Origin of the sequence: Hyphomicrobium sp., assembly GCF_041659645.1 — a bacterium.
Taxonomy (GTDB): domain Bacteria; phylum Pseudomonadota; class Alphaproteobacteria; order Rhizobiales; family Hyphomicrobiaceae; genus Hyphomicrobium_B.
This window is the reverse complement of sequence record NZ_JBAZXX010000002.1, coordinates 73,810-86,881: the sequence shown is the minus strand read 5'-3', so window position 1 is coordinate 86,881 and position 13,072 is coordinate 73,810. Positions and strand designations below refer to the sequence as shown.

Annotated in this window: 12 protein-coding genes; 3 read left to right on the top strand and 9 right to left on the bottom strand. The window is 61.5% G+C overall.

All coding sequences use genetic code 11. The features are described 5' to 3' along the window. Positions 1 to 91: 91 nt before the first annotated feature. Entirely contained in the window at positions 92 to 448 is a 357-nt protein-coding gene (locus WC811_RS05640) for a hypothetical protein (protein ID WP_372641902.1), read from the top strand. 189 nt (positions 449 to 637) lie between these two features. After that, positions 638 to 907 carry a cysteine rich repeat-containing protein gene (locus tag WC811_RS05635; RefSeq protein WP_372641900.1) on the top strand — a complete coding sequence of 90 codons (270 nt, stop codon included), beginning with the start codon at positions 638 to 640 and terminating at the stop codon, positions 905 to 907. A 122-nt stretch (positions 908 to 1,029) separates the two neighbouring features. Here the strand turns inward: WC811_RS05635 and WC811_RS05630 are convergent, their stop codons facing one another. The 9 genes from WC811_RS05630 to WC811_RS05590 all read right to left on the bottom strand — a co-directional run bounded on the left by WC811_RS05630 (position 1,030) and on the right by WC811_RS05590 (position 12,160). Further along, the gene (locus WC811_RS05630; RefSeq protein WP_372641898.1) at positions 1,030 to 2,526 is read right to left on the bottom strand and encodes a CoA-acylating methylmalonate-semialdehyde dehydrogenase; all 1,497 of its coding nucleotides are present in this window, start codon (positions 2,524 to 2,526) and stop codon (positions 1,030 to 1,032) included. A gap of 180 nt (positions 2,527 to 2,706) precedes the next feature. Next, positions 2,707 to 4,029 (bottom strand): aspartate aminotransferase family protein, encoded by a 1,323-nt coding sequence (locus tag WC811_RS05625; RefSeq protein WP_372641896.1) that lies wholly within the window; start codon positions 4,027 to 4,029, stop codon positions 2,707 to 2,709. Between the two features lie 68 nt (positions 4,030 to 4,097). Beyond that, positions 4,098 to 5,393, bottom strand: coding sequence for a 4-aminobutyrate--2-oxoglutarate transaminase (gene gabT, locus WC811_RS05620; protein WP_372641894.1), 1,296 nt, complete (start codon positions 5,391 to 5,393; stop codon positions 4,098 to 4,100). 89 nt (positions 5,394 to 5,482) lie between these two features. After that, complete coding sequence (locus WC811_RS05615) at positions 5,483 to 6,937, bottom strand: NAD-dependent succinate-semialdehyde dehydrogenase (protein WP_372641892.1); 1,455 nt, start codon at positions 6,935 to 6,937, stop codon at positions 5,483 to 5,485. A 20-nt stretch (positions 6,938 to 6,957) separates the two neighbouring features. Beyond that, positions 6,958 to 8,445 (bottom strand): aldehyde dehydrogenase, encoded by a 1,488-nt coding sequence (locus WC811_RS05610; RefSeq protein ID WP_372641890.1) that lies wholly within the window; start codon positions 8,443 to 8,445, stop codon positions 6,958 to 6,960. 12 nt (positions 8,446 to 8,457) lie between these two features. Further along, positions 8,458 to 9,804, bottom strand: coding sequence for a glutamine synthetase family protein (locus tag WC811_RS05605; RefSeq protein WP_372641888.1), 1,347 nt, complete (start codon positions 9,802 to 9,804; stop codon positions 8,458 to 8,460). Continuing rightward, positions 9,801 to 10,553, bottom strand: a complete 753-nt coding sequence (locus WC811_RS05600; protein ID WP_372641886.1) for a gamma-glutamyl-gamma-aminobutyrate hydrolase family protein — start codon at positions 10,551 to 10,553, stop codon at positions 9,801 to 9,803. Before WC811_RS05600 ends, WC811_RS05605 begins: the two co-directional genes overlap by 4 nt. Further along, a complete protein-coding gene (locus WC811_RS05595) occupies positions 10,550 to 11,935 on the bottom strand; it encodes an aspartate aminotransferase family protein (protein WP_372641884.1) in 1,386 nt (461 codons plus the stop codon). Before WC811_RS05595 ends, WC811_RS05600 begins: the two co-directional genes overlap by 4 nt. Positions 11,936 to 12,010: 75 nt before the next feature. Then, positions 12,011 to 12,160, bottom strand: a complete 150-nt coding sequence (locus WC811_RS05590) for a hypothetical protein (RefSeq protein WP_372641882.1) — start codon at positions 12,158 to 12,160, stop codon at positions 12,011 to 12,013. A 132-nt stretch (positions 12,161 to 12,292) separates the two neighbouring features. Between WC811_RS05590 and WC811_RS05585 the strand changes: the two genes are divergently transcribed. Continuing rightward, positions 12,293 to 12,985: a TetR/AcrR family transcriptional regulator gene (locus tag WC811_RS05585; RefSeq protein ID WP_372641880.1), complete on the top strand. Its 693-nt coding sequence runs from the start codon at positions 12,293 to 12,295 to the stop codon at positions 12,983 to 12,985. Positions 12,986 to 13,072 lie beyond the last annotated feature (87 nt).

Sequence of the window (13,072 nt, the reverse complement as noted above, 5' to 3'; positions counted from 1 at the left end):
AAGACTTGTGATCGTTTTGGGGCAAGCGACGGATCTAGTCCGTTGGTAGCGTTTGGCGGGACAGGCACATCGTTTCGGTGGGAACGTAACAATGACGAAACTGAAAAAGATTATCGCTTCTTCTCTGGTTGCCGTCAGCATGACGGCGACTTTTGCTGCAACTGAGCAAGCTGCGGCAGCGCCATTCGGCGCTGGCGTTCCGACGCTTGCGAAAGACGCAGGTGTCGTGACGCACGTCGGTTGGCGTCATGGCGGCTGGGGCTGGGGACCAGGCGCTTTGATCGGCGGCATCGTCGGTGGCGCGCTGATCGCTTCGGCCGTTGCGGAACATCGCGCCGATCGCAACGACATGGATCGTTGCGCCCGTGATTTCCCAGACTTCAGCTATCGCACGGGCACCTTCATCGATCGCCGCGGCGTCGAGCGCGTCTGCCCGTATCTCCGCTAAATCAGCTTTCGACGTCGATGCCGAAATAGCGACTGCGTGCTTTCCGCAAGGAAGGCGCGCAGCGCGAGATTTTGCGTGCCCGTCGCCCAAGCGATTGGAGAAAACTCTCCTGGTGCTTCCCGATGTTTTTGCGCCGGATGCGCGAGCTAGGCGCGTTAAACGCAGAGTAACCTTCACCAAGGAGCTGATATGAAATTTGCAATCGTGCTTGCCGCCGCCCTCGCGTTGGGATCGGCCGCCTCTTTCGCTGCCGACAGTGCGGCGCCGGCATCCGATGCCGCAGGTCCGGCGGGCGGAAAAGGCGCATGCAAGGCTGACGTTCAAAAATTCTGTGCCGGCGTCGAGCATGCCAAGGGTAAGATTCGCGAGTGCTTGACGCAGCACTCCGCCGATCTCTCCGACAGCTGCAAGCAGCGGGTAGCCGCCCACGCTGCGAAGCCGGCAACGCCCGCTAACTAAGTTTCCTCGTCGTCATCCCCGGCCGAGCGCGCAGAGCGCGTGCCGATGGTCGGGGATCGAGCACAAGACTTGCCGAAGGCTCAGCGCAACAACGTGCCTTCGGCTCTCCTCACGCGAAAAAACTATTTCAAGCTCGGGAAGTTGAACTCGGCGCCCTTGCGGATCCCGGCCGGCCAGCGCGCCGTGACGGTCTTGAGCCGCGTATAGAAGTGCACGCCTTCCGGCCCATAAATCGCGTGATCGCCGAACAGCGACCGCTTCCAGCCGCCGAACGAGTGATAGGCGACCGGAACCGGCAGCGGTACATTGATGCCGACCATGCCGACTTCGATCTTGTCCGCAAATGCTCGCGCCGTATCACCGTCCCGCGTGAAGATCGCGGTGCCGTTGCCGTACTCGTGCGTATTGATGAGATCGGCGGCTTCGTCGTAGCTCTTTGCACGCACCACCGCGAGTACCGGCCCGAAAATCTCCTCGCGATAGATCGTCATGTCGCGCGTGACGTTGTCGAACAGCGTGCCGCCGAGAAAGTATCCGTTTTCGTAGCCCTGCAACGTCAACCCACGTCCGTCGACGACGAGCTTCGCGCCTTCCGCGACGCCCTTGTCGATCAGCGAGGTGATCTTTCGCTTGGCGTCCGCCGTGACGACGGGGCCCATCTCGGACTCAGGGTCCGTCGCCGGGCCGACCTTCAGGCTGCGCACCCGTGGTGCGAGCGCTTCGACCAGCTTGTCGGCAGTCTTTTCGCCGACTGGAACCGCGACCGAAATCGCCATGCAGCGCTCGCCCGCCGAACCGTAGCCCGCGCCCATGAGCGCATCGACGGCCTGATCCATGTCGGCATCGGGCATCACGATCATGTGGTTCTTGGCGCCGCCGAGTGCCTGAACGCGTTTACCGTTCGCAGTGCCGCGGCCGTAGATGTATTGCGCCACCGGCGTCGAGCCGACGAACGATATCGCCGCGATGTCCGGGTGATCGAGAATGCCATCGACGATCGTCTTGTCGCCATGCACGACGTTGAACACGCCAGCCGGCAGTCCGGCCTGCTGGAACAGTTCCCAGATCAGCATCGGCGCCGACGGATCGCGTTCGGACGGCTTCAGAATGAATGTGTTGCCGCATGCGATGGCGACGGGAAACATCCACATCGGGACCATGGCCGGGAAGTTGAATGGCGTGATGCCGGCGACGACGCCGAGCGGTTGCCGGTCCGACCAGCTGTCGATGTCTGGCCCGACGTTGCGGCTGAACTCGCCCTTCAGCAGATGCGGAATGCCACAGGCGAAATCGACGACATCGATACCGCGCGCCAACTCGCCGAGCGCGTCGGCGTGCGTCTTGCCGTGTTCGAGCGAAATGGCGCGCGCGATTTCGTCGGCGTTCTTCTCAAGAAGCTCCTTGAACTTGAACATCGGCCGCACGCGCTTCATCGGCGGCGTCGAGCCCCAGGAAACCGCGGCCTTCTTCGCCGCCGCGACGGCTGCGTTGAGATCCTCGACGCTCGAGAGCGGAAGTCGTGCGACCTCTTCGCCGGTCGCTGGATTAAAGACGGCCTGCGTGCGAGCGGCGTGAACCGCAGTCTTACGCCCGTCGATGGCGTTCTCGATCATGTGCATTTGGAAGTAACCTCGCCTTGTATTGTTTATTCGTCATCCTCGAACGTGAGAGCGCAGCGCTCGCGTTCGGGGATCCAGCGTAAGAAGCGCCGTAGGCTCGTTATTGCGTCTTCGACGAAGTCTTGCGCTGGATCCCCGACCTTCGACGCAGCTTCGCTGCGCTCGGTCGAGGATGACGGTTCAGTTCGTCGACTTCAGCACCTTCGTGAAGGTGTCGAACAACTCGTCGATCTCGGATTTTGAAATGATGAGCGGCGGCGACAGCGCGATGATGTCGCCCGTCTGCCGCACAAGAATGCCGGCTTCGAACGCCTTGACGAAGCGCTCATACGCGCGTTTTCCCGCCCTCTCCGGATCGGGCGCGAATTCGATCGCGCCGATGAGGCCGATGTTGCGAATGTCGATGACGTGCGGAAGCTCTTTGAGCGCATGCATGCGCTCTTCCCAATAGGGCGCAAGCTCAGCCGCACGCGTCAGCAGGCCTTCCTCCGCATACGTGTCGAGCGTGCCGATGGCCGCCGCGCAGGCAACTGGATGCCCCGAATACGTATAGCCGTGGAAGAAGTCGATCATCCACTCGGGGCCGTTCATGAAGGCATCGTGGATATGCGATTTGACGAACACCGCGCCCATCGGGATCGTGCCGTTCGTCACGCCCTTGGCCGTCGTAATGATGTCCGGCGAGAAGCCGAAGTAGTCCGAGCCGAATGGCACGCCGAGGCGCCCGAACGCTGTGATGACTTCATCGGCGATCAGCACGATGTCGTGCTTCTTTGCGATTGTCTCGAGACGCTTCAGATATCCCTTCGGCGGGATCAGGACGCCGGTCGAGCAGGCAACCGGCTCGACGATGACGGCCGCGATCGTAGAAGCATCATGCAGGGCGACGAGCCGTTCGAGATCGTCCGCGAGGTCGGCGCCGTGCTCCGGTTCGCCGCGCGTGAAAGCATTCTTCGCAAGGTCGTGCGTATGTCGCAAATGATCGACACCGGCGACGAGCGCGCCGAACATCTTGCGGTTCGGACCGATGCCGCCGACCGACATGCCGCCGAAGTTGACGCCGTGATAGCCGCGCTCGCGCCCGATCAAGCGCACCTTCGTGCCGTTGCCTTTGGCGCGATGATAGGCGATCGCCATCTTGAGGGCCGTCTCGACCGACTCCGATCCGGAGTTCGTAAAGAAGACGTTGTTGAAACCTTCCGGCGCCAAATCAACGAGACGGTTCGCGGCTTCGAAAGCGCGCGTATGGCCCATCTGGAAGGTGCCCGCGAAATCGAGCGTCTCGACCTGCTGCTTGATGGCTTCGGCGATCTTCGGGCGGCAGTGACCGGCATTGACGCACCAGAGGCCGGACGTGCCGTCGAGCACCTTGCGGCCGTCGTTGGTGACGTAGTGCATGTCCTTGGCGCCGACGAAAAGGCGCGGATTGGCCTTGAACTCTTTGTTCGCCGTAAACGGCATCCAGAACGCCGCGAGGTCATTAGGTTTGATTTGGACGTTCATGGGCTAGTCCTTTGTTGGCTCCCAGCAACGCCCCGCAGGGAAACGGCCGCCGGGAGCGATTCCAAATATCAAGCTACTTTAGCCATCGCGTCGGTCAGCGAGGCTTCGAAGACGTCCATGCCTTCGCGAACCAGTTCGTCGTTAGCGGTCAGCGGCACCAGAAAGCGGATGACGTTTCCATACGTGCCGCACGACAACAGGATCAGGCCGCGCTCGCTGGCGGCTTTGAGCAGCGCCGACGTCAACTCTGGCGCCGGCTCGCCGCTAGCCTTGTCCTTGACGAGCTCGACCGCGCACATTGCGCCAAGGCCGCGCACGTCGCCGATGCAGTTGAGATTCGAATTCTCCTGCAGAGCCGAGCAGCGATCCATAATGATCTTGCCGATGGCATTCGCACGGTCGCACAGCTTTTCGTCTGCGATGACGTCCAGCACCGCATGCGACGCCGCGCACGCGATTGGATTGCCGGCATACGTGCCGCCGAGGCCGCCGGGGTTCGACGCGTCCATAACGTCGGCGCGCCCGACGATGGCCGAGAGCGGTAAGCCGCCCGCAAGGCCCTTCGCCAACGTGACCACATCGGCCTTGACGCCGAAATGCTCCATCGCGAACAGCTTGCCCGTGCGCGCGAAGCCGGTCTGGATTTCGTCGGCGATGAGAAGAATGCCATTGTCGTCGCACAGTTTCCGAAGCGCGACCATGAAGTCCTTCGGGACGACGTTGAAGCCGCCTTCGCCCTGCACCGGCTCGATGATGATGCCCGCGATCGTTGACGGATCAGCTGTATGCTTGAACAGCGACTTGAGGCTCTGAATGCTCTTCTCGGTGCTGCCGCCGTGATAGAGGTTCGGAAACTCGACGTTATAGATCTCTGGCGGAAACGGCCCATAGCCCTTCTTGTAGGGCACGACCTTGCCCGTCAGCGCCATGCCCATGAGCGTGCGGCCGTGAAATCCGCCGGCAAATGAAATGATGCCGGAGCGTCCGGTGAATGCCCGCGCAACCTTTACGGCGTTCTCGACGGCTTCGGCGCCGGTCGACGCCAGCATCGTCTTCGCCGGACCGGCGATCGGCGCGATGGCATTCAAGCGCTCGGCGAGGCTCACATAGTTTTCATATGGCGTAACCTGGAAGCAGACGTGACTGAAGGCCTTGAGCTGCTCTTCGATTGCCTTGACGAGACGCGGATGTTGATGCCCGGTATTGACGACCGCGATGCCCGCGCCGAAGTCGATGTAGCGCTTTCCGTCCTCGCTCCAGATTTCGGCGTTCTTCGCGGTCTTGGCGAAGATCTGCGTCACGTTTCCGACGCCGCGCGGAATGGCGGCGACGCGACGGGCCTGAAGCTCGGCTGAGGTAGCCATGGGACATCCTTCGTTGTTCGAGAGCGGGCAAGGCGTTCAAAGCTTCTTCGGCGGAGCATTAATCGAAATGCCCCGCCGAAACTTGACTGCTAGGCGTTAATGCCGCCAAGGCAGATGAATTTTGTTTCGAGATATTCCTCGAGACCGTCGTGTGCGCCTTCGCGACCGAGACCCGATTGCTTGACACCACCAAACGGCGCGACTTCGTTCGAGAACACGCCTTCGTTAACGCCGATCATGCCGGCTTCGAGGGCTTCGGCGACGCGCCAAGCCCGCGAGATGTTCTGGCTGAACAGGTAAGCGGCAAGGCCGAACGGCGTGCTGTTGGCGATGCGGATCGCATCCGCTTCCGTCTCAAACCGGATGAGCGAGGCAACCGGCCCGAAGATCTCCTCGTTCGCGATTGTCATATCGGCGGTAACGCCCGTGACGACCGTCGGCTCGAAGAACAACGCGCCGTGATTGTCCGGCTTGCCACCCATCTCGACCTTGGCGCCGTGCGCGACCGCATCGGCCAAAAGCGTTTTCACCTTGTCGATGGCTTCCGCGTTGATCAGCGGACCGACCGTCGACTTGGCATCGCGGCCGGGCGCCACGACGAGCTTTCCGGCCGCGTCCTTAAGAGCCGCGACGAATGTATCGAAGATGCCTGCCTGAACGAGGATGCGGTTCGCGCAGACACACGTCTGACCGGCGTTGCGGAACTTCGAGGCCATCGCCCCGGCAACAGCCTGCTTCAAGTCGGCGTCGTCGAAGATGATCAGCGGCGCGTTGCCGCCGAGTTCGAGCGTCAGCTTTTTGATCGTGTCGGCCGACTGGCGATAAAGAATGCGGCCGACTTCCGTCGAACCCGTGAACGTCAGCTTGCGGACACGATCGTCCGCCGTCAGCACCTTGCCGACGCCGGGGCCATCAAGCGTCGTGATGACGTTGATCACACCGGCCGGAACGCCAGCGTCCATGGCAAGCTTGGCAAGCGCAAGAGCCGAAAGCGGCGTTTCTTCCGAAGGCTTGACGACGATCGTGCATCCGGCTGCCAGCGCGCAGCCAACTTTGCGCGTGATCATCGCGATCGGGAAGTTCCACGGCGTGATCGCCGCGCAAACGCCGATCGGTTGCTTGATTGTGATATAGCGGCGCGACGCCACGGTCGTTGGGATCGTGTGCCCGTAGGCGCGCTTTCCTTCTTCCGCGAACCATTCGATGAAGGACGCGCCGTAAGCGACTTCGCCACGCGCTTCCGTCAGTGGCTTACCCTGTTCGGCCGTCATCAGCTGCGCAAGCGATTCCGTCTCGGCGGTGATGAGATCGAACCAGCGGCGCAGGATGATGGCGCGCTCCTTCGCGGGCTTCGCGGCCCAAGCGGGAAACGCCTTATGCGCGGCATCGATGGCGCGCTTGGTATCATCCGGCGTCAGGTCCGGCACATCGACGAGTTTCTCGCCGGTCGCCGGATCGAAGACGGGGAACGTCTTTTTCGAGGTGATCCATTCGCCGTCGATCAGGGCGGCGGTGGGGAAGGGGGTCGAGGGCTTGATGTTCATTTCACTGCCTCCGGGGGCGTTCAGAGTGTGATCGAGACCGACTTCAGGTCGGCATACTTATGTAGTGCGTGCAGCGAGCGGTCGCGGCCGAAACCGGACTGCTTGAAACCGCCGAACGGCATCGTGATGTCGCAGCTGTCCCAGCCGTTGATCCAGACGAGGCCGGCACGGATCTCGCGCGCGGCTCGATGCGCAAGAGTGATGTCCTTCGTCCAAAGACCGGCGGCGAGGCCGAAGTTCGTATCGTTCGCGATGCGGATGGCGTCGTCCGGCTGTCCGAAACGCGTGACGGCGAGCACCGGTCCAAAAACCTCTTCGCGCGCCAGCGTGTTCTCGGGCAGGACGCCGTCGAATACGGTCGGCTCGACGTAGAAGCCGCCGCTCGCTTCGAGCGCACGATGACCACCGAGCGCCAGTGAGCCGCCCTCGCGTTTCGCCGTTTCGATGTAGCGGAGCGCCGTCTTCATCTGTTCTTCGCTAACCATAGCGCCCGAGGTCGTCGCCGGTTCGAGTGGATCCCCAGCGACGATTTTTCGAGCAACCGTTATGAGCCGATTGGTGAAATCATCGGCTATCGCGTCCTGCACCAAGAGGCGAGATCCGGCGGTGCATACCTGCCCTGAATTATAGAAGATGCCCCACGCTGCTTCCGTTGCGGCGCGGTCGAGATCGGGGCAATCGGCGAAGATGATATGCGGAGACTTGCCGCCGAGTTCCAGGCTGACGCGCTTAAGATTGCTTTGTCCGGAATACTGCATCAGCAGCCGGCCGACGCCACCCGAACCTGTGAAAGCGATCATGTCGACGTCGTTGTGCAGTGCGAGCGCCTTGCCTGCTTCACCGCCGAAGCCCGGAACGATGTTGAGCACGCCCGCCGGAATTCCAGCTTCGAGTGCCAATTCGCCGAGTTTTAGGGCCGTCAGAGGCGATTGCTCCGCAGGCTTCAGAATGACCGAGTTGCCCATCGCCAGCGCAGGCGCCACTTTCCACATCGCCATGTGAAGCGGGAAGTTCCACGGCACGATGGCGCCGATGATGCCCAAGGGCTCGTGCAAGACGAACGAGAACCGATCCGGCGCCCCCGGCCCGACTTCGCCGTAAATCTTGTCGAGCGCCTCGGCGTAATAACGCAGCGTACGGATCGCGTTGGGAACATCGCCACCGAGCGCGTTCGAGATCGGCTTGCCGACATCGAGGCTTTCGAGCACGGCAAGCGTTTCGAGGTCACGCTCCATCAAGTCCGCGAGTTTAAACAGAACGCGCTTCTTCTCGCGATAATGCAGCTTGCGCCACGATCCTTCCTCGAAAGCGCGGCGCGCGCTTTTGACAGCCAGATCGACATCTTCCGGACCGCATTGGGCCACTTGGTTCAGGACGCGCCCGTTGCGCGGAGAGACGTTGGCGAACGTCTTGCCGGATACGCTGGCGACGAGCTTGCCATCGATTACGGCTTCGCCCGGAATTTTGATCGAACCGGCGACGGCTTCAAAGTGTGCGAGCGATGTCATGATCGTTAAGCCTTATGCAACTTGAGCGTACCACTCATAATCGAGAGACGTGACGATACGTTCGAAACTGATCCGTTCGGTCTCTTTCAGGCGATAGTAGATATCTTGGAAAGTCGCGCCGAATGCATCCCGCACGATGTCCGATGTCTTGAATTTTTCGAGCGCGTTGACCCAAGCCGTCGGCAACTCCGGCCCGTCGAGTTCTTCGGCATCGCCCTCGGCATGCTGGCCCGGATCGACGCCGTTGACGATACCGTGGCGGACGCCAGCCAGAATCGCGGCGACGACCAGGAATGGGTTGGCATCCGCTCCCGAAACGCGATGCTCGATGCGTGTCGCCGGACCCGAGCCACATGGAACGCGAAGCGCGACCGTGCGATTGTTGAAACCCCACTGCGCCATCGTCGGCACATAGGATTCGGGTACATAGCGGCGGAAGGCATTGGCCGACTGCGCCCAGACCGCCATGAAGTCCGGCATGGACGTGCGAAGTCCGCCGATCGCATGACGGAACATCGGCGTCATCGGCTCACCCGCGAACAAGTTCTTCCCCTGCGGATCGACCAGACTGACGTGGATGTGCATCCCTGAGCCCGTCCAATCGTGATGCGGCTTCGCCATGAACGTCGCTTCGAGATCGTGGGCGCGGGCCGCAGCCTTCACCGCGCGCTTCAGCAAGACGCCATCGAGCGCCGCCGTCATCGCATCGGAATGCTTCAGGTTGATCTCGAACTGCCCAGGACCCGATTCCTGCATCACCGCATCGACCGGCAGGCCCTGTGCCTCGGCAATACGATAAACGTCGTCGATGAACGGCCCGAGCGTGTCCATCTCCTCGAAGCCGAATGTCATCGGCTGTTCAGGATCGGCGGAGAGACCGGGCGGCGTGACGAGAGCGAACTTCCCATCGGGCGTGCGCCGCGTAACATAGAATTCGAGTTCGACCGCAACGATTGGCTTTTGTCCGGCCGCCGCTAATCGATCGACCTGGGTCTTGAGAATGCCGCGCGGATCCATATCGCAACCATCGACCGGAACCATCACCGCTTGTCCGTGCGTTCCTTTGCCGACCGATACCGGCTTCAACGTGCCGGTGAGAATGCGGAACGGAATGTCGTGATCGCCCGTCTCCCATAAGCGCCCGGTTTCAGCGATCGAGTTTCCACGCGGATCAAGGACGTAGACGGAGGCAGGAAGAAGAAGACCGCTCCTGGCAGCACCGACGAGATCGCCGCGGCGGACGCGCTTTCCGCGCGGCATGCCGTTCATATCGAACAACAAGATGTCGATCCAGGAAACGCTCGGATTGGCATCGAGGAATGCGGTGGTCTCTTCTACGGTTAGGAACGTGTCGGTCATGCGGCCTGGCCTTTCGCGATCATACCTCTCGCGGCGTCGCCGAAGCGGCGGAACAGCGCCAGGGATACTGGGTTAGAGTGAAGCTGCCATTCGGGATGCCATTGCACCCCGAGGGAAAATGTGTTGCCGGCGGCGACACGGACTGCTTCGACCAAGCCGTCCTCGGCGAATGCCTCGGCGACGAGTGGTTTGGCGAGGTCCTTGATGCCTTGCCCGTGAAGCGAGTTGACCATGATTTCGTCTTGGCCGATCCACTTTTTGAGTTCGCCCGTGAGCTTGATCGGGTGGCGGACGGCGAACATCACATCGAAGTCTGTGACCTTGGGCTCGCGATGGTCGGCGTAACCGTCAACGGCATGGACGGCCTGATGCAGCGTTCCGCCAAGAGCCACGTTGAGTTCCTGAAAGCCACGGCAGATCGCCATGATCGGCACCTTGCGTTCGATCGCGGCGCGAATGAGCGGCAGCGTCACCGCATCCCGGTCGCGATCGATCGCATCCGGCAGCAGAGGTTCCTCATTGCCGTAGTTGTCCGGATGGACGTTCGCAATCGCACCGGTCAGAAGAATTCCCGAAGCGACATCGAGAACCGAGCCGATGTCGGCCAGGCCCTTGCCGACAGGCAAAAGCAGCGGCTGGCATTCGGCGCCCTCGGTCACGGCGGCGGAATATTTCCGCCCAGCCGTGTCCGATGTTAGGCCGCTCACCGTTTCCGTACTGCAAGGAATAACGACGATAGGCCGCTTCATGCCGCCATTTCTCCACTGACGGCCATGAGCGTCTGGTCGAGCGCCTTCTGGATCACCTTGCCGGCCTCTTCGAACTGCTCTTCCGTCCAGATCAGCGGAGGTGCACAGACCATCGTGTCCCAGACGGCGCGCATGATGAAGCCCTCGCGGAAGAAGTGGTCGCGGCAGATGAGGCCGACGCGGCCGGGATTGTCGAAGCGCCGCCGCGTTTTCTTATCCGCGACGAGTTCGATGGCGCCGAGCATGCCGACGGAGCGAACCTCCCCGACGAGTGGGTGATCCTTGAAGCGCGCCAAGAGCTTCGCCAGCGCCGGTCCGGTCGTTTCCTTGACTTTCGGCACCAGCCGCTCGCGCTCCATGATTTCGATGTTCTTCAGCGCAACGGCGCACGCGACGGGGTGGCCCGAGAACGTGTAGCCGTGGTTGAAGTCGTCGTCCTTCGACATCAGCGCTTCGACGATTTTGTCATCGACGAGCACGCCGGAAAGCGGGATGTAGCCCGACGTCGCCGCCTTCGCGAACGTGATGAGGTTCGGCCGGATGCCATAGAAATCCGAGGCAAACCACGTCCCAACACGTCCAAAGCCGGTAATGACTTCGTCGGCGAGGAGCAGGATGCCGTACTTGTCGACGATCCGCTGCACTTCCGGCCAATAGGTCGAAGGCGCGATCTTAACGCCGCCCGCGCCCTGCACCGGTTCGCCCGCGAACGCCGCGACGTGCTCCGGTCCGCAACGAAGGATCTCTTCTTCGACGGCGCGTGCCGCGCGAAGACCGAACGCTTCCGGCGTCTCGCCCGGGAAAGAGTCCCCGTACCAGTAGGGGTCCATCACATGGCGGAATCCCTCGTATACGGGATAGCTGTGCTGATGCATGTGGCTCATGCCGCCCATAGAGCCCGCCGCGATCGTCGAGCCGTGGTAAGCCGTCTTGCGGCTGATGATGATACGCCGCTTCGGCTCGCCCTTGAGCGCCCAATAGTGGCGGATGAGACGGATCGCGGTATCGTTCGATTCAGACCCTGAAGAGCCGAAGAAAACCTGGTTGAGGTGCGGCGGCGCGATCTCCGCGAGCTTGCGCGAGAGTTCGACGACCGGCGGATGGGTGGTCTTGAAGAACGTATTGTAGAACGGCAGCTCGACCATCTGATCGTAGGCGGCCTGCGCCAGCTCTTTGTTGCCGTAGCCGATGTTCGTCGTCCAAAGACCGGCCATGCCGTCGAGGATGCGATTGCCCTCGCTGTCGATGACGTAAGGGCCTTCACCCTTGACGATGACGCGAACGGCCTGACTGCCCCTCAGCGACTGATGGTCGGTGAAGGGATGCAGGTGGTGCTGCGCGTCAAGTTGTTGGATTTGCTTGGTCTGAAAACGGTTGGACACAGGTCTAGCCTCCAGCAGAAAAAGGAAAAAAAGGCAGGGCAGTTAGGCCCGCACAGCAAAAAAGCTGGAAGACGGTCAGTGCGGCGTATAGCCGATGCGCGCACAGAGCTTCAGAAGCTCAAGCTTTGGATGCGGGATGCTGCTCATGGAGCGCTGGCCCTCGGGGCGGTGAACGATATCACCCCCATCGTAATAAGCCGGCAACCCGATATGCAACAGTGCCATCACGCGACGTTCTCCGGGCGAGCCAGCCTTGGAGAGCTAGCTGCGACACTCAAGCGCTGACGCGAGTCTGGCTTGCTTCCTGGGACGATCTGGTTTTAAACTCTACAGTGTAGAAGTCAAGAGGCTGGGCGGATGACTGAGGCAAAATCCAGGGCACGGCGGGGAGTTGAGAGATCCGAGATCCTGCAGGCGGCGTTCGATCTGTTCGCCGAAGTTGGAGAGATTTCGTTCTCGATCCGTAAGCTCGCCGGTATCGTCGGTGTCGACCCCATGACGGTTTTGCATCACTTCGGTTCGAAGGCTGAGTTGCTGCGAGCGATCGCCGATCACGGCCTTCGCAGCGTCGAGATGCCGTCGTCGACGCCGAATTGGCGCAATGACTTGAAGGCCGTCGGGAATGCTTACAGGACGCTCGCCCACCATCACCCGCGCGTCTTTCCGCTGCATTTTCGCTACAACGCGACGGGGCCGGCGGACCATATCTCCAGCGAGATCGTCTATTGCGCTCTCCGGCGGGCGGGTCTGACCGATTCCGCGGCGGCGGGGCTCGGCTTGGCGTTTTACGCATTCGTTCTCGGCTTTGCTCTCGCTGAAGCGGAGGGCCTCTTGCGGGCCATCGGGCCGAGCGAAGAAGCGGAATTGAGTGCGCTCGACCCTCAGACCTATCGGGCAACTCAGGATCTCATTCCTGCGTTGAAGACACTCGATCCTGACGCGGCGTTTGAGGATTCGATGGATGTTTTCATTGCGGGCATAGCCGACCTTGCCAAAACCAGACCGCGCCCGACTCCGGTCCCGAACGGCGCCGCGCAGCTCGTCGCCTGACCGCGTGCCCTTCAATTGAGCGGTCGCATGACACGAATTGAAGCTTGCGCGCGGCCGATTGAAGGACATTATTGCGCGAGCAACCGG